Genomic DNA, 21,608 nt, shown 5'->3' on the forward strand with positions numbered 1-21,608 from the left:
CTTGCTTTTTTCCATGAATAAGACATGATCCTGATCGTTGACGATAAACCCGAGAATTTAATCGCCTTAAGCAAAACACTTGATAACCGGGGCTTCCAAACAGATACAGCGCTTTCCGGCGAAGAAGCTTTAAGGAAGGTATTGAAGAATATTTATGAACTTATTATTCTGGATGTGCAGATGCCGGGAATGGATGGCTTTGAGGTAGCCGAAGCGATTAGTGGCTATAGCAAAACGGCAGATATACCGATCATTTTTTTATCTGCTGTCAATGTAAGCAAGAAGTTTATCATCAAGGGTTATGCCTCGGGCGGCCGGGATTACCTGGTCAAACCCTTTGATACGGATATCCTGGTCTTAAAGATCCGGACTTTTATCTTACTAAATCAGGTCCAGCAATCATTGCAGACAGAGATCGAGCGGAGCAAGCTGGCAGAGAGCAAGAAGGACGAATTTATCAGTATTGCCAGCCATGAGTTGAAAACGCCGCTAACCTCCGTTAAAGGCTATCTGCAACTGGCGGAAATCTCCCTGAAAAAACAGCGGATCGATCAAGCACAAATGTTCCTGGAACGCTCATCTAAACAGGTGGATAAATTAAATAACCTGGTGGCTGACCTGCTCGACACCACCAAGATCGAATCGGGTAAATTAAACTTCAATTACCAGTATTTTGAGGTAGCACCCTTCCTTGAAAACGCTATTGATAATATCTACCAGTCTTATCCCAACAAGAAAATACAAACTTGTGGGCCGGATTTATCGGGTCTTCGCATATACGGTGATGAGAACCGTTTAGAGCAGGTGCTCCTTAATTACCTGAGCAACGCGATAAAATATGCCCCCCAAAGTGATGAGGTAACGTTGGAAGTTCTGCTGTTACCGGAAAAGCAATTACAAATCAGCGTGACTGATCACGGGATTGGTATTTCCGCTGACAGGAAGCTGCATCTTTTTGAGAAATTTTACCGCGTGGAAGAAACTTCCAACCGTTTCCAAGGCCTCGGTATAGGACTTTTTATCTGTGCAGAGATCATTAAACGCCATCAGGGTACCTATGGCGTGGAAAGCGAAACCGACAAAGGTTCCACCTTTTATTTCTGTATCCCTTTAACGCCCATAATTGCCGAACTGAATTAACCATCAACCTGATAGCCATCGCCCCATGAGAACAACTTTGAGCCGTAACCTACAAATTGGCTTTGGCTTTTCCCTGCTTTTGCTGATCATCAGCTCCATAGCTTCCTATGTCAGTATCCAGAATCTGCTGGAAAGCTCCCACCTGGCAGATCATAGCAGCCAGGTGGTATCCAATCTGGAAAATATCATATCTACTATGAAAGACGCGGAGACCGGCCAGCGTGGATATTTGATTACAGGTCAGGAGGTGTTTTTAGAACCCTACACTGGCTCGCGTGGCAGTGCCATGAACATGGTGGATAAAGTCCAGAATATGACGCGCGATAATGCCAGGCAGCAAGTTAACCTCGCCCGGATTAAGGAAAAGATTCTTAAAAGACTAGATATCTTACAGCGGTTAATAGATAAAAAGAAGGCCGGAAAGGTCATTACTATTGACGATATGCAGCCCGGAAAACTGGTTATGGATGACTTACGAAAAGCGGTTAACCGGGCAGAAACCGAGGAGGAAGGCTTACTGACTGTAAGGACCGCAACGTTAAATAAATTCAGCACATTTACTCCGCTGATCATTGTGTTCGCCGCGATATTGGCAATTGCCGTTTCCATATTTTCCTATTTTAAAGTTACTGGTGATGTGACGGCAAGAGCACGTTTACAGCAAGAACTTGAAGATAAGGACGCAGAGACCACAAGGCGTATTGAGATCATTCAGCATATCACCGATCAGATCTCCGACGGCGACTACCGCGTGCGGGTGGACGTCCATGAGAAAGATGGTCTCGGCAGCATTGCCCAGGCACTGAATAAAATGGCTGAATCACTGGAGGAATCTTTTAACCGCTTATCGGATAATGAATGGATGCAAACCGGCACTGCCAGTTTAAACGACCAGATGATCGGCGAAAAAGAGCTGTCAGTGTTATCGGGGGATATCCTAGGCTTTGTGGTAGCCTTTACCGCAAGCCAGGTAGGTGCACTTTATGTGCTGGATAATAATGCCCTGTGGCTGCAAAGTGGTTTTGCCTTACACGGTGCACAGGAAAAGATCGCTATGGGAGAAGGTCTGGTCGGTCAGTCTGCATTAACCAACCAGGAAATATGGCTGAAGGGGATTAATGACAATGACATTACGGTAAGTCACGCAACCGGCAATATTCGGCCGCAGCACATCCTGGTCGTGCCGGTGCGCTACGAAAACCAGGTTAAAGGTATTATTGAACTTGCATCCATCCACCCTTACCCGGAGAGCATGCTGGCGTTCCTGAAAAATGTTTCGGAAAATATTGGCATCACTTTGAACAGCGCCCAAAACCACAAACGCCTGCAGGAACTACTGGAAGAAACTCAGGCACAGTCTGAAGAGTTGCAGGCACAGCACAATGACTTGGAGAACCTGAATACGGAACTGGAAGCGCATACCCAAAAACTGCAAACCTCGGATGAAGAGCTCCGGGTACAGCAGGAAGAACTACAGCAGACTAATCTGGAACTCGAAGAAAGAAACCGGATAATCAATAAGCGTAATCAGGAAATTCAGCATACAGCCGAAAAGCTGGAGCAAAGCACCCGGTATAAATCCGAGTTTATGGCTAATATGTCGCATGAACTGCGCACACCCTTAAACTCGATCCTGTTGCTTTCGCGTTATTTATTTGAAAACAGCGATCAGAACCTCAACCCTGAACAGGTAGAATCTGCCGGAGTCATCCTGAGTTCTGGTAACGGATTGCTTGACCTGATCGATGAATTGCTCGACCTGTCCAAAATAGAGGCAGGCAAAATGGAACTCGAATACCAGCAAATATCTATTGACGAGTTACTGAATAACCTGCGAACCCTTTTTGCGCCGGTAGCTAAAAAAAAGAAACTGGATTTACAAATCGAAAATCAGCTTACCGGGATCATGCAAGTAGAGACTGACCTGATGCGGCTGGAACAGATACTGAAAAACTTGCTTTCCAATGCGCTAAAATTTACCAGTGAAGGCTGGGTAAAATTGGAAATCCGCCAACCGGCAGATGCCGCCGATGTGCTGGAGTTTGCGGTTTCGGATACTGGGATCGGTATAGCCAAAGAAAAACTTGGCCTGGTATTCGATGCCTTCCAGCAGGCAGACGGCTCCACCAAGCGGAAGTTTGGGGGAACGGGTCTCGGGCTCTCGATCAGCCGGGAACTGGCCCGCTTGCTGGGTGGAGAAATAACCCTGACCAGTGAACCGGGTGAGGGCAGTGAATTTGTGCTTACGCTACCACTTGACAGCAAGGCCCGCCTGCCGACAATACAGGCACCATCACGGCAACAGGAAAATGAATTTGCAGAACCAGCTTCACAAAACAAAGTACCAGGCAAATATGTAGTTCCACATATTCCAGAGGACATCGCAGACGACCGGCATAACCTGCAAAGCGGCGATAAAATAACTTTGATTATTGAAGATGATACGGCATTTGCCAAAGCCTTGCTGGGCTTTACGCGCAAAAGGGGATATAAAGGCATTGTGACCGTTCGTGGTGATCATGGCATCACGCTGGCGCAGCAATATCAGCCGGTGGCTATTTTACTAGATATCCAGTTACCTGTTAAGGATGGCTGGGAAGTTATGGAAGAACTGAAAGGTAATAGTGCCACCAGGCACATTCCTGTGCATATCATGTCCTCAGTGGAAGCCAGACGGGAAAGCCGGATGAAGGGCGCGGTCGATTTTATCAACAAGCCGATTGCCATGGAACATATGAAGCAGATGTTCCAGAAACTGGAAGAGGTATGGAACAAAAATTCAAAAAAGGTGCTGATCGTTGAAGAAAATGCCCGTCATGCTCAGGCGCTGGCCTATTTCCTGGAAACTTTCAATGTGTCTTCAGTGGTAGCCCAAAGTATTGACGAGAGTGTGGATGCCTTGAAAAAGAAGGAAGTGGATTGCGTAATCATGGACATGGGCATCCCTGATAAAAATGCCTACGCAACGCTGGACACGATTAAACAGAACCCCGGCCTGGAAGACCTGCCAATTATTGTTTTTACCGGCAAGCATTTATCAACAGGGGAGGAAAGCCGTATCCGCCGATACGCCGATACTATCGTGGTAAAAACCGCCCACTCTTACCAACGCATCCTCGATGAAGTCACGCTATTCCTGCACCTTATTGAAGATCAAAAGCAAAACAACGGTAACGGCAGGCGGATGAAATCCGGGCTAACTAATGATGTACTAAAGAATAAAACGGTATTGATCGCGGACGATGATGTACGCAACATCTTTTCCATGACCAAATCACTGGAAAAGCACGGCATGCGGGTGATTTCCGCTACTGACGGCAAGGAAGCACTGGAACAACTGGAACTGCACCCTGAAATTGCTATTGTGCTGATGGATATGATGATGCCAGAAATGGATGGTTATGAAAGCACTGCGCGGATACGGCGACATCCCCGATTTAAGGATTTGCCGATTATTGCCGAAACGGCTAAGGCGATGCTTGGTGACCGGGAGAAGTGTATTGCAGCCGGGGCCTCTGATTATATTTCTAAACCGGTTGATATTGATCAGCTGACTTCCCTGTTACAGGTATGGTTATTTAACAAAAAATAATTGGCGAAAGTGGTGGAAAATAAAACAGTACCCATTCTGATCATAGACGACGACAGCCGGAACATTTTTGCGCTGAGCCTGGTCTTGCGGACCAAAGGTTACGCTTGCCTTTCAGCTACGGAAGTAAAAACCGGTATAAACTTGTTACGAGAGAATCCGGACATCGGCATCGTGCTTCTGGATATGATGATGCCTGATCGGGACGGCTATGAGACGGTAGCCGACATCCGGAAAGTTCAGGGCAGGTCGGCCTTGCCCATTGTTGCCGTTACGGCGCAGGCCATGCGCGGTGACCGGGAAAAATGTCTTGCGGCGGGAGCCAATGCTTATGTTTCCAAGCCGATAAATGTGGAGATGCTGCTGGACCTATTAAAACAATATTTATAACGTCATGGAAGCAGCGGTTAGTGACCAGCAGATCAACTTATTGTTAACCGACCTGTTGTATGTTTACGGCTATGATTTTACAGCGTATGCCAAAGCGTCCCTAAAGCGCCGGATCAACCGCCTATATACACTGGACCACTTTCCGAGTTTTGCGGAATTCCGTTACAGGATCCGTTCTGATGAAAATTACTTTAACCGTTTTATTGAACAGCTGACCGTAAACGTGACCGAAATGTTCCGGGACCCGCTTTTTTACCAGGCCCTTAAAACACAGATATTTCCGGTACTGGCTACCTACCCCTTTATACGCATCTGGCATGCGGGCTGTTCTACGGGTGAGGAGGTGTATTCCACAGCCATTTTGCTGAAAGAGGCTAACTTATTACACAAATCGATCTTATACGCCACTGACATCAATGCCGAAGTGGTAAAAAAAGCCGCAGCCGGTATTTTTCCAATCCACCAAATGCAGCAGAATTCGGAAAATTATCAACTGGCGGGTGGAAGAGAAGAATTCAGCCAATATTATGTAGCCGGTTACGATCATGTACTGTTTAATGAAATTCTGAAAAAGCGTATGGTTTTTTCTACGCACAACCTGGTTTCTGAAAGCTCCTTTAATCAGTTCCAGCTTATCCTTTGCCGCAATGTATTGATTTATTTTGAAAAGGATTTACAGGGCAGGGTTTTTGCTTTGTTTGATGAAAGCCTGGATAAACTGGGTTACCTAGCGCTTGGCAGCAAGGAAACGCTCAATATGTCGCCGATGGTTTCCCGGTTCAGGCAGGTGGACACCGAAAAGATATGGCGGAAAATGCAATAAGCAAGCAATGTGTGGTGATTGGTGGCTCTGCAGGGGGTCTGACTGGCATTATTTATATTTTAGAACAATTATGTCCAGATTTCCCGCTATAGATTATAGCCATTTACAGGAAGTGTTATTTGAAATACATGTACACTATATGTTATCTGAAATAGAACTTATGCCGGAATTAGGACAAACCTATTTATCAGCTGAAGGCAATGCAAAAGCAATGGATATTTTGGTGAAGATTGGAGATCGCACATACAATGTAGAAATCACCAAATATTATGATAGTTTCAAGGAAGCATTGTTGGCACTTTCCACCGAAATTATTGGAATAATTCAAAAAACAACCTTAAAAAAGAACGTAACCCTTGATGAAATTTATTCAGGTTATTTTGGGTTTAAAGTGCGGTATGAACAATATCGGTGTAAACTGATTCCAGTATTACTACTCAAAATGGTCTTGTACGGTTTTTGGTTGTCAGTTTTGGAGGGTTAAAAATCTATTAATATTACTTATTAAATCTAATAAATCTATTGTGATTTACTTGTCGTGTTGGAATGTGGGAAACTCCTTCAGTTTTCCATATTTCAACACTTTTTTCTTTTTCTGGTACTTTTTTTCTTTTTGCTAGACCTCCGTTTTTTGTTAATTAAACTGGAACTACTGCAAGTTTTTTCTTTCTTGTATTCTTCCAGTGTTTTACCAGTGGTTCAATGCTGCCGTGAGCTTCAGTCGGTGTAAGGTATCCGCAACTCATATGCGGCCGAACATTATTGTAAGCCTCTATGGCCATCTTAACAGCCAGTAATGCTTCTGAGCGGGACTTAAATATACGGCTAAGGTTGAACTCCGTTTTAAGGATGCCGTTGATGCGTTCAGCTATGGGATTTTCATAAGCCTCTCCGTTCTGAGTCATGCTGATACTGATCCTTTCCTTGTTCAGTAAACGAACATAATCAAAGCTACAGTACTGAACACCACGGTCTGAATGGTGCATTAATGAAAGATCGCCTGAACGATTCTTTATGGCCATATTCAAGGCACTTATCGTGCCCTCATTGGTAAGGTAGGGATGTAAACAATATCCCATAATCTTTTTAGAATAGGCATCCGTTATCAGACTCAGATAGTTAAAGTCGTAGCTTATACAGATATAGGTGATATCCGATACCCAGAGCTGCTCTGAACGATTGACCTCTAAATTCTTAGCCAGGTCAGGATATCTGCGGAACACATGATTAGAATTAGTGGTGCGTGCACCTCGCTTTTTGCGTGTTATCAGAAGGCCATGATTCCTTAGCAAAGTATTTAGCTTATCTCTGCCCATTGGAATTTTATTAGTCCTGAAAGGCTGATACAGGCATCTATAGAGCTTATGAAGGCCCAACCCAGGCAGCTCCCTTCTGACCTGCGCCACCAGTTCCAAAACAAACACCTCCATCTGCCCTGTGTCATGCAGATGCATTTCTTTTTGATAATAGGCCTGCCTAGATTTACCAAACATTCTGCAAAGCGGCTCAATCCCCATACGGGTGATCCGCTTCTCTTTTATCAGCTTCACGGTTTGGTACCACGCTTTTTTCGCACCGGAACCTTGAGCTCCTTCTCAGCATAATCGATCATGGAGTTAAGGCCATAGATAAGCACATTGGCTTTCTCCAGTGCTTTTTCCAACTGATCGATCCGTTGCTTAAGTGCCGCAGTGTCGCTTTTTTTCTTAGGATCCATCGGATCTAAAGTTATCGCTCCTTTTTCTAATTTCTTCTTATAAATTGTGATCCAGTTATTTAATATATGCACATTCGGTAACTGATAACTTTTTGTGACCTCTTTTACCGACTGGTTTCGGTACATCACTAACAAGACGAGCTTTTCTTTAAACTCTTCCGTGAAGCTAAACTGCTCCATCATCTTTTCTTTCATCTGGAATATAATTATTCCAAAAGTGTCAACCTATACCTGTATAAGACCTCTTTTGAAAATTCCGTATCGGCCCAATTATTCATCATGGCGACTAAAGTCAAGGAAAATAAAGATGTATCGTTTATCCAGTTTTCTAATGTAAAACCTACGCGCCAACTGCAATTCATCCGGTTCTTCACCGGCTACAACTTCGGCAACTTGTAGTTTGCTGACTACATTGCCGGAAAGGTAGGCATCTATTGTTTCCCATGCTTTTGTAGCTGGGTTCATTAAAATTTGCCGGTCCAGTTTACGGATAATGTCATATTCATCAAGCCCCGTTGCACGGCTGATATAGGAAAGGTCTACATAACCCTTGTCGTTCAGGCACCTGGCCAATGCTTCTGCCGGATCATCGGTTTGCAGGCTTTCCTGCTTAGGAAATACAGGGGTATGAAAAATATCCGCTTTGATCCAGGTTTCATTTTCCTTGCGTTCCAAAGAGGATAAAACCAAAAAACCAAAGGCGGCATCGTTCAGCATCCGCGCACGGTTATAAGTTTTATTTAGCTCCCCATATTTATTGCTGAAACTTTCATAAGCCTTGTTTAGCTGCACCCGCAGGAATGGTTGTGCCTGCAAGGTTTCCGTTTCCATACCGGATAATTCCAGATAACTATCCCTTAATGCAACATACAGGCGGTAAAAATCCTTGTCCTTTTGAACCTCAAAAGCCTTAAAATCCGCCTGCCCGTTATCCGGTGATCCTATCAGGCCAGCTTTGTCCTGGTGTACTACTAAGGTATCTTTGGTATAAAATGGCTTAATGGAGGTATAGGGTGCGGGCCTGTCAGCCAGTAACGCGAATGCCGGTTCCAGGCTGCGGTCACCTTCATAGCGGTAATCATGCCCAAAGTATTTCAGCTTCGCGGACAGCGCCTTTAGTTCGTAACCAAGCGTATTGCCATTGAGCCATTTATTGGAAAACCTAAGTTCGCCAACATTGCTGTATAACTTATATAAATAGCGGTTATTCGTTTTCGCTCTTGCGGTAAGCATCACAATACTGTCATGGTCAGGCCGGGCCGTTGTCCTGATGGTACTGATCAAACGCCCGGTAGATGATTCAATAACCGCACTATCCAAATCGTTCAAATAGGCTTGTGCCTGGTTATTATTTTCGACAGGGGCAGCATCAAAAAGACCCATTTGTCCCATTGCAACCCCTTTTTTCGGACTCAAAATATCTGCTTTATTATATTCCGGCACCGCCAGGAAAGTAAACAGCCTTGAAATAGTTGCGGTAGCAGTGTTAATTGCACCATTAATGGATAGTTGTAAGTTGGTAGCTTGCAGGCCCTGTTGTGCTGCTTTCCATCGCTCCTGATTAAAATTGGAGTTCAGCCCTTCCGTGATTTGCTGTTGCAGGGGCAGCCGGATTATATCCAAATCCCCCTTTTGCCAAACCATTTGGGAAGCTTTGCCATACTGGTTTTTTCCTGCGCCTATTTCATCACCCAATAGCAATTCCGGGTGCCTTTCCACGTAGCCATTCAGGGAATATTTACCATACTCATTTTCCAGTTCCTTAGTTTCGAGCAATAATTGCTCTGCTTCGGAAAACGTATCCTTATGGTCATTTTTTTGTACGACCAATAAGTGGCTGGGCGCTTCCGTGTTGGCATTTGACTTCATCAGGTTATCCGGTAAAACCGAAAGGCTGATAAAATCCGCCGATGTAAAAAGGTGCTTCCTTGCCAGTTCATTAGATGGATTGTTTAAAACGGCATCAGCTATGCTTATTATGGCCATTGCGGGCGATGCCGTGCTGCCTATATTATATGCGCAGTTAAATGAGTGGGGCGGCGTTAAAACAGGTTTATACCTGATATTTATTTTATATGCCGTTATATTTTATTACGCGGTTTATGGTCATAAAATTAAAGTGTGGAAGTTTTTGAGGCGGGAAAAAAGCGATAGTGTAATTATTAAAACCAATTGTTAAATTACGCAATATTATAACCTGCTTTAGTGTTAAGCAATTTTAAAAACATCCTTATGGAAAAAGATAGTCTCAGAAGCAGTGGTTGGTTTGGCCGCGAGGGTAAAGACGGCTTTATATACCGGGCCTGGATGAAAAAACAGGGAATCCCGGCACATATGTTTGATGGTAAGCCGGTGATAGGTATTTGTAATACCTGGAGCGAGCTTACCCCTTGTAACTCCCATTTCAGAGAGCTGGCACAAAGTGTTAAGAATGGGATCTATGAAGCCGGAGGTTTCCCGGTAGAGTTCCCGGTAATGTCACTAGGCGAATCTTTAATGAAGCCTACGGCCATGTTATACCGCAACCTGGCCAGTATGGATGTAGAAGAGAGCATCCGTGCTAATCCGCTTGATGGCGTGGTGTTACTGTGTGGATGCGATAAAACAACTCCGTCATTGGTGATGGGTGCCAGCAGTGTTGACATCCCTACTATTGTGGTGAATGGTGGCCCAATGCTAACCGGAAAATATCGGGGTACCGATATCAGCACTTCAGATCTTTGGCGTTTTAGCGAAGAGCAGCGCGCCGGTATTATTAACCAGCAGGATATGCTGAATGTAGAAGCCGGTATGTGCCGTAGTAATGGCCATTGCGCGGTGATGGGCACAGCTTCAACAATGGCTTGCATGGTTGAGGCGCTGGGTTTATCTCTGCCGGGTAATGCCGCTATCCCTGCGCCGGATGCGGCCCGAAAAGTGCTGGCACATATGTCGGGCATGCGTATAGTTGACATGGTAAGGGAAGATCTTAAGCTTTCAGATATCCTAACCCGTGAGGCCTTTGAAAATGCCATTATTGCTAATACGGCTATTGGCGGTTCAACCAATTTTGTTATTCACTTATTGGCTATTGCAGGCCGCATAGGTGTGCCGCTTACTTTAGATGAATTTAACGATATCGGGAAAAATATCCCGCTTTTGGCCAATCTGCAACCATCGGGTAAATACTTTATGGAAGATCTTTATTACGCTGGCGGTCTGCCGGCTATACTAAAGGAACTTTTGCCATTTCTGCATCGCGAATGTACTACAGTGAATGGCAAAACTGTAAATGATAATTATGAGGCCGCGCCAAATTATAACCCGGAGGTTATCGCGTCAATTAACAAACCGGTAAACCCAATAGCTGGTGTAATAGTGCTTAAAGGCAATTTGTGTATTAACGGGGCAGTAATAAAGCCATCCGCAGCCAGTACGCATTTGCTAGAGCATACAGGCAAAGCGGTAGTGTTTGAAAGTATTGAAGATTATAGGGAAAGAATTGATGATCCATACCTGGATGTGGATGAGAACAGCATATTGGTACTGAAGAATGTTGGCCCAAAAGGTTACCCGGGCATGCCCGAAGTAGGGAATATGGGCCTACCTGCCAAATTGCTTGAAAAAGGAATTACAGATATGGTGCGCATATCTGACGGGCGCATGAGCGGTACAGGTTTTGGTACAGTAATACTGCATGTATCACCCGAAGCGGCACTTGGCGGTACGTTGGCTATCGTGGAGAATGGTGACGAGATCACATTAAATGTATTCAGCAAAATACTACATTTAAATGTAAGCGATGAAGAAATAGCGGCACGTAAAAGCAGCCTTGCCCCATTTGAACCTACGGTTGATCGCGGCTATGTAAGCCTTTACCGGGCTACTGTTGAACAGGCGCATCTGGGGGCCGACCTGGCCTTTTTAAAAGGTTGCTCGGGGAGTGAGGTGACAAAGGATTCACATTAAATTACTTTAATAAACATACAAAATGACCAATAAAACTTTTGATAAGCAGGTTGCTATTGTAACGGGGGCCGGTCAGGGCATAGGCTATGAAATTGCTATGCAGCTGGCGCTCAATGGCGCCTCCGTTGTCCTTAATGATCTGGATGCGGAACTGGCCAGCAAAGCCGCTGAAAATATTACAGCAGCAGGCGGGGTTTGTATCCCGACCCCCGGTGATTCTTCAGATGTAGTTTTCATCAATCAAATGGTAGCCACAGCCGTAGAGAAATTTGGAAGCCTCACGCTGGCCATCGCCAATTCGGGCCTTTCGCTATACGGTAACTTCTTTGAATATCCTGAGTCGGATTTTGACCGGGTAATGAAGGTGAATTTGGGCGGCAGCTTTTACCTGGCCCAGGCAGCGGCTAATCAAATAATTAAACAAAAAAGCGGGGGCAGTATCTTATTTGTGAGCAGTGTTGTCGGTCATCAGGCGCTGAAAGATCTGGCAGCTTATGCGGTGACTAAAGCAGGATTAGAAATGCTGGCTAAAAATCTGGTGGTTGAATTATCGCCTTATAACATATCCGTTAACGCTGTAGCGCCGGGTGCCACCGCAACCGAACGTACGCTAACGTATGAAGATTACATTGGCGCATGGTCGGCAATTACGCCAATGGGCAGGCCTTCTACAGTAAGCGATATCGCGAATGCGGTACTGTTCTTTTTATCACCTGCATCAAGACACATTACCGGCCAAAGTTTGGTAGTTGATGGCGGCTGGACATCAATCAGCCCATCGCCACCAAATAAATAATAGTATTTCATGAAGAAGGGTATATTAAATTATTTTTTACTTGCTGTTTTTTGTTTGAGTATTGGCAGCACTGCTACTTCGTGTAGCGCTAAAATGCGCGCTAATAATAAACAGGATGCCGTTGCTAACACGGCCATATATACATTGCCAGGCACGCAATTAATGGCAATGGCTAAAAAGTTCCTGTATAAAAAAACATCGCAGGAAGATATGTACCTGTATGTTCTTGATCCGGCAGGGAAAGCAAAAAAGCCATTGGCCGCTATAGTTTATTTTACCGGTGGTGGCTGGATAAATGGCAATGTGGCTGACGAAATACCTACCGCGGCATGGTTTCGTGACCATGGCATGATCGGGATAACTGCAGATTACGGGGTGCAAAGCAGGCACGGCACTTCTCCGTTAGAGGCTATAAGGGACACCAAATCAGCCATGCGGTATGTACGTGCCCTTGCTAAAGAATTAGGTATCGATCCAAACCGTATTGTTGCCGCCGGCGGATCAGCAGGCGGTCACTTAGCTATTTGCACCCTGCTCGAAGGAGGGGATGACCCTGCTGATGATTTGAAAGTAAGCGCTAAAGCTAATGGACTGGTGTTGCATAACCCTGTATTAGGTGTTGGTTTCGGAAAAGATTTTCTGGATAAGCACCCCGAGTTTACGCCGTTAAAACAAGTGCGTTCGGGCTGGCCGCCTACTATACTTTCGTGCGGAACGGTTGATGCAACAACACCATATGCAGGCGCTGTTCAATTCACCAAATTAATGAAAGATGTAAATAATGCATGCGAGCTTATCACGGTTAAAGATGCCGACCACTCGTGTGATTGGCCAGTAAGTAATCCTGATTTTTTACCCACACTTACCCGAATGGTCGGATTTATGAACGAGCATGGTTTTTTACCATCCTCAAAAGTTCAGCATGCACATTGAGTAAATTATGAACGTTTCTACACTATTTCCATCTCAATGCCTATTAGGCGAATCGCCATTATGGCACCGGCAAAGCAGGAGCTGCTTTTGGGTTGATATCCAGAAAAGTATCTTATACCAGTACGATTGGTTATCTGCCAAAACAAAGCAATGGGAGATAAAAGAGCATGTTTCGCTGGCTGTAGAAGGACCGGATGATAATTTAATAATAGCTGTAAAAGGTGGGATTTTAAAATTTAACCTTAAAACCGCTAATAAGACATGGTTGGCAGATATTGATAAGAATATTTCCAATAACCGTTGTAATGATGGCGGCTGTGATATACAGGGTAGATTATGGGTTGGTGCCATGGATATGGAGTGTAAAGAAAATGCCGGAAGTTTATACAGGGTAGATAATAACCTTGTTGTAAACAAAATGGTCGGCAACCGCACCATACCTAACGGACTGACATGGTCGTTACATAATGAAAGGATGTATTTTATAGATACGCCGTCGCAAACGGTGGTATCGTACCTTTATAATAAAAATAGCGGCGATATTTATTACGAAAAGATAGCTGTTAATATTCCGGTAAATATGGGTATGCCCGATGGGATGGCTATAGATGCAGAAGGGATGCTATGGATCGCTTTGTACAACGGCGGATGTATTACACGTTGGAACCCTTCATCAGGCGAATTGTTGGATGAAATTGATTTACCGGCAATCCACATCACTAACTGCGCGTTTGTCGGCGATGATTTAGGTAGTTTAATAGTGACTTCTGCCAGGGAAAATCTTAGTGTAGAACAATTGAATGAGTACCCGGAGAGCGGGAATGTATTCCTGATCAAGGGCTTTCCGGTTAAAGGCAAACATATCAATAAAGCCAGCCTTAACTTTAATTAGAATATAGATATATATGAAACTTATACGATACGGAGAGCCTGGAAAAGAAAAACCCGGAGTTGTAATTGATGAGAAAAAATATTCGATTACTTGTTTTGCCGGTGATTTTGATGAAATATTTTTTGGCGGGGATGGCCTCCAAAGGTTAGCTGACTTTATTGCTTCAAACAAAGATAGTTTACAGCCATTAGCCGATGATGTGCGTTTAGGCGCTCCTCTTTTACGTCCTTCAAAAATTGTATGTGTGGGTTTGAATTTTGCCGATCATGCTAAGGAATCAGGTGCTACTATACCAAAAGAGCCTATTATATTCTTTAAATCCACTTCAGCTATTATCGGGCCGAATGATGACGTAATGATACCCCGGAACAGTAAAAAAACCGATTGGAAGGTGGAACTTGCCATTGTTATCGGTAAAAAAGCAAGTTATGTTTCTGAGGAAAATGCTTTAGACCATGTGGCCGGCTATGTACTGCATAACGACTACAGCGAGCGCGAGTTTCAGCTGGAGCGGGGTGGCCAGTGGGTAAAGGGTAAAAGCTGCGATACGTTCGCGCCCATCGGCCCCTTTATTGCCACACAGGATGAGATTGCCGATATAAATAATTTACCCATGTGGTTAAAGGTGAATGGTAAAACATTCCAGGACGGAACCACCAGTTCATTGATCTTTAAAATTCCTTTTTTGGTAAGTTATATCAGCCAGTTTATGAGCCTTTTAAGCTTAACAATATCCATCCCACAATTAAAGTTACAGGTTCTGCTCCCACTCTACCAGGCGCTGGGTAGAAAACGATGAGGTATTGGAGAGGGCAACTTATAACCTATTCTTCAGGCCGAGGGAGAAAAGATTGGTATCTATTCTGACCGATTGGCCCAATAAGAACTTCTGGATCGGCACAAAGATTGATCTGTTTACCGAACTTGCCCGTAAAAATTACAACCTGGATCTACCTGTATCCGATTTAGTAAACGTTCATATCGACAAGTCGTGAATTATAGTGTAAATTGGACTTAGGGATGGGGATTCCCATTGTCGTCCAGTTTTAAAAAATGGACGGAAGAGGGCACGATGTCATCAAGTAGATTCCCCTGGTAATTGCGGTAGTTTTGTAGGTTATTGTCCATCACTATTTCTTGCTCAAATATAGACCATAAATATAAATGGTAGCCATTTGGGAATCGAATCTTTTTAAGCAACCTCCAAATCTTTTAAAATCTTCAATTGAGCTACAAAATGGTTCGAATTATGTCCAGTCTGGGGACGGAACTGGTGCTCCAGAGATTGGGCTCGAATCAAGGCTACTTATTCAATGCGCAGTGAAGCCAAACGCTTTAAATCATCTACAAAGTGGTTCGAGAAACACCCAGTTGGGTGCACAACAACCCCTTTGAATGGGTCTTAAAACCCCTTAAATAGCTTATTTAAGGGGTTTTTTCATTTATTATACCCTCAACAACCCTTAAGAAAGCCAAACTTCTGTGCACCTAACTGAGCGCCTGTTTTAAGTACTTAACTTAGTGCTCAGTTTTGATCTTATGTGTTAATTAACAGCATTTTACAAGGAATAAAAATCTTTGAAAGCTGAATGATTGCAAATTATAGCCATCGCAACACAGCGCGGCCATAACCAACAAAAGATCAAATTAAAATTATATTTTATGAAAACTGCACAATCGTTTCGAACCCACTTTGTTTTAAGGGCGTATTTAGCCAAAAACGGAAAAGCTCCGCTTTACGTCAGCGTAACCGTAAATAAGGAAAAATGCCTCATCGGGTTAAAGCAAAGTATTGACCTCAATAATTGGGATACTGAAAAAGGTATTCCTAAAGGAAACCGTGAACAGGTTAAAACGCTGAACAGCTTAATTTGCTGATTATTTGCGACTTCAATTTGCCGGAGTTTTTTCTGTATTGCGTAAATATCTGGCAACGAGCCATGGCTGAGATCCAGGGTTTGCACGAGCAAAAGGAGATGCTGCTGATAGAAAGAAACAAGCTCTACGACCTCCATCTCAATAAAGAGCGGACTTTCCCCGGATCATCAGAACTATACCACGATCTCGATAACTTCTTAAATGAAAAACACAATTTTGTAAAAGAGTTGGTTAAACTAAGGAGAGAAGCTGTAAGCGATTTGGAAGCGGCCAAAGCGGGTGCCAGGTTCCAGATCAACCTTCCCGTTCCGCAATTTGGGTTATTTATCAGGATGCAAATAGAAAAGGGCCTGTTAGTAAAAGAAAATATCGGTGAGCTTTTTGGTTTTTTTGCAACCCACTTTTATACAGCCAATGCGCCATTTATCTCGGCAGAAAGTTTACAAAAGAAATCCACGGATGTAGAATTTTCAACTGCTCAGAAAATGAAAGGGCATCTGATAGGCATGCTCAATTGGCTAAATGCGAACTATAATCTATCGAATTATAATTGATTTTCCTGAAACTGCCGCAATAAATCCTGATCCTTTAGTAGGTTCAGCATGTCAACATACCAGGTATAGGTGAAATGTTTGTCTTGCTTCAGGTTAGCAAGCTTGGACTTCATGATGTCGTTTAAATTAAAGATACACAACTGTTCGGCCTGCTGAATAAATTGCTTATTCATGCCAAGCTTTATAAATGAAATCAAAAGATTTGCTTCCTCCACCATTGTTATCGAGTAACTCGATTTTGAGAGTATTAAAATAGGGATAAAATATTGGAATCTTAATTCTAATCGGGGATATATTTTATAACCGAGATGAATGTGTCTTAAATTGAATTTTAGCCAATTTACGCGGATATCGCTATTAAAGGCTTTTTTTGCGTCTCCCTGAATTCTTTCATATGTGGCGGAACAAAATCAAGGATTTCATTTTTTAAGGTTTCGATTAACCGTTTCTTGGTAAATCCATTGGTAGTGACAATACTGATTTCACGTGCTGGTTGCGGCGACTTAAAGTGCCTTACCTTTTCCAGCTGGCTCTTCGTAAGGTCTTTAAGCGCGAACTCCGGCAGTATAGTGGCGCCGTTATTTTCGTCAACCATTCGTTTCAAAGTTTCTATGCTGCCTGTGTTGTATTCGTAGTGCTTAAATCCTATCGTGCTTTCCCGGCGCTGGCAAATGTTTAAAACCTGGTCACGCATACAGTGACCCTCATTCAGAATCCAAAGTTCGTCGATATCTATATCATCCGGGTGAATGGTTTTTTTCTTGGCCAGTTCACTGTTTTTAGATACATAAGCGACAAAGTTCTCGTAGAACAAAGGCATTTCCAGCAATTGGGTTTCCAAAATCGGCGTTGACAATATCCCGCAATCGATCAGGCCTAGTTTAAGTTGCTGCACGATTTGTTCCGTTGTTTGCTCCCACATAATAAGCTTTACCTGCGGAAATTTAATCATAAACTGGGTGATGATCTTTGGTAGGATATAGGGAGCTATGGTCGGAATGATCCCTATTTTAAGCTCACCCATCAGCTCTTTCCGGTGATCGCTTACAATCTCCTGTATCTTTTGATGTTCTGCAAGCAGCACCCTTGCCTGGGTAATAATGTTAGTGCCTATTTCGGTCGGCAAAATTGGTTGCCTTTTTCGGTTGAAAATTTGGATGCCTAAGGTATGTTCGAGCTTTTGAATCTGCATACTTAGGGTAGGCTGTGTAACAAAGCACTTTTCAGCTGCTATAACAAAGCTTCTATAAGTGTCTACGGCTACAATGTATTCATATTGAATCAGACTCATTTCTATAATATTAACGAATCAAGATAGGTGGCCATACTTCACTATTTTTTCTATTCTAAAAGAATTAAAATCGATGAATAATGGGATTATCCTATCTACTCGTGCGGTGCAAGTAACCATAATTATACGGTAACATCAAATAGATATAATTGAAGCCGCATCGACAAAATTGATAAAGTTTAACAAATCAATAGAAATTATAGATAATTACCATTAGTACTCAAGTCATTGAGTGTTTTTAATGAATTAGGAGAAATTTAAACGATAAAAATCCAAATCCTTTTTGACCTTCAGGTTAGAATTCGGTTTATCGCGTTTATAAAAAAAATGCGTTTGATTGTCATCAGCGCATCAATTTTGAATCACATTACTCTATTAGCGCATCAATATTACCGATTTTCTTTAGGGTAGTTGCGCATCTACTTTTGGGCATTCAAAAATATGATTTCTATGAAATTTAAATTCCTAACACTTGTTGTTTTATCAGCCGCTACCGTGTCCCTGCATGCGCAGCAAAAAACGCTGACCACCAATACCGGTGCTCCGGTTGGTGATAACCAGGATTCCAAGACCGTCGGACAAAACGGACCGGTGCTTTTGGAAGATATCCATTTAATAGAAAAGCTTGCCGCATTCGACCGCGAAAGGATTCCTGAACGTGTCGTACACGCAAGGGGCGTAGGTGCCTATGGAGAGTTTGTTGCCGCAGGTGACTTTTCGGCTTTAACCAAGGCGACCCTTTTTGACCAAAAGGATAAAATTACCCCGGTATTCGTTCGTTTTTCTACCGTAATGGGTGGTGGCGCTTCGCCGGAAACACAGCGCGACCCCAGGGGATTTGCCGTTAAGTTTTATACAGAACAAGGCAATTACGATATCGTAGGTATCCACCTGCCAGTATTCTTTATCCGTGATGCCATCAAATTTCCAGATTTTGTACACGCCTTGAAACCGTCGCCGATCTACAATAAACAAGATCCAAACAGGATCTTCAATTTCTTCAGCCATGTGCCTGAAGCCACTAATATGCTAACCAGGTTATATACCGATAACGGTATCCCTGCCAACTATCGCCAGATGGATGGCTCGGGTGTGCATGCCTATAAATGGGTGAATGTTTCTGGAGAAGTAACCTATGTAAAATATACATGGAAAAGCTTACAGGGCATCAAGAACCTAACCGCAGACGAAGCGGCAGCTATACAGGGCAAAGACTTCCAACATGCTACGGTTGATTTATATGAAAACATCAACAAGAAAAATTACCCGTCATGGGAACTGTATGTACAGATGATCAAACCTGAAGATCTGGACAAATTTGATTTCAACTTACTGGATGATACTAAGATCTGGCCGGACGCTATTGCTAAACCGGTTTTAGTTGGTAAGATGACTTTGAATAAAGTTCCGGGCAACTTCTTTGACGAAGTAGAAGAATCAGCTTTCTCACCAGGTGAAATGGTTCCGGGCATAGCGCCATCAGAAGATAAAATGCTACAAGGCCGCCTGTTCTCGTACTTTGATACCCAACGATACCGGATTGGCCCGAACTTTCAGCAATTGCCTGTGAATGCGGCAAAATCTGAAGTGAATAGCTACAATCAGGATGGCCCGATGAGCAGCCGTGGTAAAAGCTCTGATATCAATTTCCAGCCGAACACCGAACCCAAGGGGAACGTAGACAACCCGAAATATGATTACCCTTCAGAAACATTTACCAATGTAAGTTCTGTACAGAAAAAGATCAGCAAGCCAAACGACTTTAAACAGGCTGGTGACTTTTACAGATCATTAAGTGAAACCGACAAGGCTCACCTGATCAACAACCTGAGTGGTGACCTTGCTGTAGTGACCGATAGAGAAGTAGTAAAGAAAATGGTAGGTTACTTCTATATGGCCGACAGCGATTATGGTAAACGCTTAGCCGCTAAACTACACGTGACCAGGGAAGAAGTTGAAGCTCTGTTTATGCAAAAATAATCAGATAGCATTTATTCATCTACCTTAATGTTATCACTGAAAATGATCAGCGTAATTTCATTGAATTTCTTAAGAACGGACCTTTCAGTCCGTTCTTATTTCCAATTTACAGAAGACGAATTAAATCATATCTATAAGGTGCTAAAGGCCGACGAGCATCTAAATGGCTTGTTAATTCTTGATACCTGCAACCGTACCGAAATTTATATTGATCATGATAGCAGTTTTGACATTACAGCACTTCTTTATGATCTGCAGGAGCTTAAGGAGACACACATTTTACCGGAACAGTTTATTATTATCCGCAATACCGAACAAGCTGTAAAATACATGGCTGAAGTGGCGAATGGCCTGCATTCTATGGTTATCGGTGACAAGCAGATCTTAAATCAGTTTAAGAAAGCGTTCAGGATCAGCCAGCAAAATCATTTTATCAGCGGGAATATCGAGCGTATCTTTCAGGCGATCTTTCGTTCACACAAAAGGATTGCGAATGAGACGGGTTATCACAAGGGATCAAGATCGGTAAGCCACCTTGCAGTGACCGAAGTTAAACAGCGTTTCCGGGATAAATCAACCCACGTATTGGTTATTGGTGCCGGGGAAATTGCCGCAGATCTGCTTAAATATTTAGCGGCGCAATCGTATACCAATGTAACGGTTGTAAACAGGACCGCTATTAAAGCGATGTTAATTACCAAAGTTTACAAATATGCAGTAGCTGATTACAACCTCAATTCAGAATTTCTAAACGAGTTCCAGGTCATCATTTCCTGTGCCGCGGCAGAGAATGTGTTAAGCCCTAAAATACTGCGGGGGGTACACGAGAAATTGCTCATTGACTTGACCACTTTCAGGAGTATTCAAGATTACCCCGGCAATTCAAACCGTTTGGTTACGCTGGATGACTTTGCCAATCTGAGGGAAACGGCGAGCAACGAACAGTTAACCGCTATAGAAACAATAAATCAAATCATCACCGAGGAACTAAAAACTTTCTTTGCATGGATGACTAGAAGAGCGGAATTACCCAAATATATTTTACAATAACATTATGAAAAACAAGATATTACAATTAACCGTAGTTGCCTGCATCTTATTGGCAAGTGCCTTCACTGCTAAGGGGCAGGACCTTTTTATCACGGCGAGGATGAATGATACAATCGGTATTGCCCAGCTTTTAAAAAAGCATATCAAAATTGACACGCTTGACAGTCGCGGCTCTACGCCGTTGATCATCGCGGTTTATAATGAAAATGAGGCGGCAACTTTACTGCTATTGAAGCACGGCGCTGATCCAAATGCAAAGGATTTTTCGGGCAATACCGCACTCATGGGTGCCTGTTACAAAGGGTACTTACCTATGGTGAAATACCTATATGAACATAAGGCAAACCTTAATCAGCTTAACTACAATTCAGCGTCAGCACTGATCTTCGCGGCCACTTTTGGGCATGAGGACATTGTGAAATATCTGATCGCTAACGGGGCGTTAACGAACACCAGGGATAGGTTTGGCAAGACCGCTTTAGACTATGCCATGAACCAGGAAAACGACAATATTGTAGCCATTCTAAAAGGCAAGTAAGGAATAACATTGCCTGTGTTATCTGCTGTAATTTAGTCAGGCGCGAAAGTTTAGTTATTATTTGCTAAGGCCGAGATCTTGTAATCCCC

General features: G+C 43.3%; 21 protein-coding genes. 16 read left to right on the forward strand and 5 right to left on the reverse strand.

The window, feature by feature from the left end; translation table 11 throughout:
* The first annotated feature begins 24 nt into the window (after positions 1-24).
* The 5 genes from RHM67_RS08880 to RHM67_RS08900 all read left to right on the forward strand — a co-directional run bounded on the left by RHM67_RS08880 (position 25) and on the right by RHM67_RS08900 (position 6,426).
* Positions 25-1,140 (forward strand): hybrid sensor histidine kinase/response regulator, encoded by a 1,116-nt coding sequence (locus RHM67_RS08880; protein WP_322231777.1) that lies wholly within the window; start codon positions 25-27, stop codon positions 1,138-1,140.
* A gap of 25 nt (positions 1,141-1,165) precedes the next feature.
* The gene (locus RHM67_RS08885; RefSeq protein WP_322231778.1) at positions 1,166-4,732 is read left to right on the forward strand and encodes a response regulator; all 3,567 of its coding nucleotides are present in this window, start codon (positions 1,166-1,168) and stop codon (positions 4,730-4,732) included.
* 12 nt (positions 4,733-4,744) lie between these two features.
* On the forward strand, positions 4,745-5,119 hold the full coding sequence (locus RHM67_RS08890; RefSeq protein WP_322231779.1) for a response regulator: 375 nt from the start codon (positions 4,745-4,747) through the stop codon (positions 5,117-5,119).
* 4 nt (positions 5,120-5,123) lie between these two features.
* A complete protein-coding gene (locus tag RHM67_RS08895; RefSeq protein ID WP_322231781.1) occupies positions 5,124-5,942 on the forward strand; it encodes a protein-glutamate O-methyltransferase CheR in 819 nt (272 codons plus the stop codon).
* Between the two features lie 139 nt (positions 5,943-6,081).
* Positions 6,082-6,426 carry a hypothetical protein gene (locus tag RHM67_RS08900; RefSeq protein ID WP_322231783.1) on the forward strand — a complete coding sequence of 115 codons (345 nt, stop codon included), beginning with the start codon at positions 6,082-6,084 and terminating at the stop codon, positions 6,424-6,426.
* Between the two features lie 154 nt (positions 6,427-6,580).
* Here RHM67_RS08900 and RHM67_RS08905 read toward each other — a convergent pair whose 3' ends face one another.
* From RHM67_RS08905 to RHM67_RS08915, 3 genes are all read right to left on the reverse strand, one after another.
* A complete protein-coding gene (locus tag RHM67_RS08905; protein WP_322231785.1) occupies positions 6,581-7,492 on the reverse strand; it encodes an IS3 family transposase in 912 nt (303 codons plus the stop codon).
* On the reverse strand, positions 7,489-7,854 hold the full coding sequence (locus tag RHM67_RS08910) for a transposase (RefSeq protein ID WP_322231786.1): 366 nt from the start codon (positions 7,852-7,854) through the stop codon (positions 7,489-7,491). The genes RHM67_RS08905 and RHM67_RS08910 overlap by 4 nt, the downstream gene beginning before the upstream one ends.
* A 75-nt stretch (positions 7,855-7,929) precedes the next feature.
* Positions 7,930-9,645 (reverse strand): hypothetical protein, encoded by a 1,716-nt coding sequence (locus RHM67_RS08915; protein WP_322231788.1) that lies wholly within the window; start codon positions 9,643-9,645, stop codon positions 7,930-7,932.
* Between RHM67_RS08915 and RHM67_RS08920 the strand changes: the two genes are divergently transcribed.
* The 8 genes from RHM67_RS08920 to RHM67_RS08955 all read left to right on the forward strand — a co-directional run bounded on the left by RHM67_RS08920 (position 9,638) and on the right by RHM67_RS08955 (position 16,660).
* Positions 9,638-9,838 (forward strand): hypothetical protein, encoded by a 201-nt coding sequence (locus RHM67_RS08920; RefSeq protein ID WP_322231789.1) that lies wholly within the window; start codon positions 9,638-9,640, stop codon positions 9,836-9,838. The genes RHM67_RS08915 and RHM67_RS08920 overlap by 8 nt on opposite strands.
* A gap of 53 nt (positions 9,839-9,891) precedes the next feature.
* Positions 9,892-11,607, forward strand: coding sequence for an IlvD/Edd family dehydratase (locus tag RHM67_RS08925; RefSeq protein ID WP_322231790.1), 1,716 nt, complete (start codon positions 9,892-9,894; stop codon positions 11,605-11,607).
* A gap of 22 nt (positions 11,608-11,629) precedes the next feature.
* The gene (locus RHM67_RS08930) at positions 11,630-12,403 is read left to right on the forward strand and encodes an SDR family oxidoreductase (protein WP_322231791.1); all 774 of its coding nucleotides are present in this window, start codon (positions 11,630-11,632) and stop codon (positions 12,401-12,403) included.
* Between the two features lie 9 nt (positions 12,404-12,412).
* Positions 12,413-13,336 (forward strand): alpha/beta hydrolase, encoded by a 924-nt coding sequence (locus RHM67_RS08935; RefSeq protein ID WP_322231792.1) that lies wholly within the window; start codon positions 12,413-12,415, stop codon positions 13,334-13,336.
* Positions 13,337-13,343: 7 nt separating this feature from the next.
* Positions 13,344-14,228, forward strand: a complete 885-nt coding sequence (locus tag RHM67_RS08940) for an SMP-30/gluconolactonase/LRE family protein (RefSeq protein WP_322231793.1) — start codon at positions 13,344-13,346, stop codon at positions 14,226-14,228.
* 13 nt (positions 14,229-14,241) lie between these two features.
* The gene (locus RHM67_RS08945; protein ID WP_322231794.1) at positions 14,242-15,027 is read left to right on the forward strand and encodes a fumarylacetoacetate hydrolase family protein; all 786 of its coding nucleotides are present in this window, start codon (positions 14,242-14,244) and stop codon (positions 15,025-15,027) included.
* An 863-nt stretch (positions 15,028-15,890) separates the two neighbouring features.
* A complete protein-coding gene (locus tag RHM67_RS08950) occupies positions 15,891-16,106 on the forward strand; it encodes an Arm DNA-binding domain-containing protein (protein ID WP_322231795.1) in 216 nt (71 codons plus the stop codon).
* A 62-nt stretch (positions 16,107-16,168) separates the two neighbouring features.
* On the forward strand, positions 16,169-16,660 hold the full coding sequence (locus RHM67_RS08955; protein ID WP_322231797.1) for a hypothetical protein: 492 nt from the start codon (positions 16,169-16,171) through the stop codon (positions 16,658-16,660).
* Here RHM67_RS08955 and RHM67_RS08960 read toward each other — a convergent pair.
* On the reverse strand, positions 16,651-16,833 hold the full coding sequence (locus RHM67_RS08960) for a hypothetical protein (protein ID WP_322231799.1): 183 nt from the start codon (positions 16,831-16,833) through the stop codon (positions 16,651-16,653). The two genes, RHM67_RS08955 and RHM67_RS08960, sit on opposite strands and share 10 nt — an antisense overlap.
* 167 nt (positions 16,834-17,000) lie before the next feature.
* Positions 17,001-17,951: a hydrogen peroxide-inducible genes activator gene (locus tag RHM67_RS08965; protein WP_322231801.1), complete on the reverse strand. Its 951-nt coding sequence runs from the start codon at positions 17,949-17,951 to the stop codon at positions 17,001-17,003.
* Between the two features lie 450 nt (positions 17,952-18,401).
* Between RHM67_RS08965 and RHM67_RS08970 the strand changes: the two genes are divergently transcribed.
* From RHM67_RS08970 to RHM67_RS08980, 3 genes are read left to right on the forward strand one after another with little or no spacing between them, the layout of a single operon-like run.
* The gene (locus RHM67_RS08970; RefSeq protein ID WP_322231803.1) at positions 18,402-19,931 is read left to right on the forward strand and encodes a catalase; all 1,530 of its coding nucleotides are present in this window, start codon (positions 18,402-18,404) and stop codon (positions 19,929-19,931) included.
* A gap of 27 nt (positions 19,932-19,958) precedes the next feature.
* Positions 19,959-20,981: a hypothetical protein gene (locus RHM67_RS08975; protein ID WP_322231805.1), complete on the forward strand. Its 1,023-nt coding sequence runs from the start codon at positions 19,959-19,961 to the stop codon at positions 20,979-20,981.
* Positions 20,982-20,985: 4 nt separating this feature from the next.
* On the forward strand, positions 20,986-21,519 hold the full coding sequence (locus tag RHM67_RS08980; protein ID WP_322231807.1) for an ankyrin repeat domain-containing protein: 534 nt from the start codon (positions 20,986-20,988) through the stop codon (positions 21,517-21,519).
* The last annotated feature ends 89 nt before the right edge of the window (positions 21,520-21,608 follow it).

Source organism: Mucilaginibacter sp. 5C4, assembly GCF_034345625.1.
Taxonomy (GTDB): Bacteria; Bacteroidota; Bacteroidia; order Sphingobacteriales; family Sphingobacteriaceae; genus Mucilaginibacter; species Mucilaginibacter aurantiaciroseus.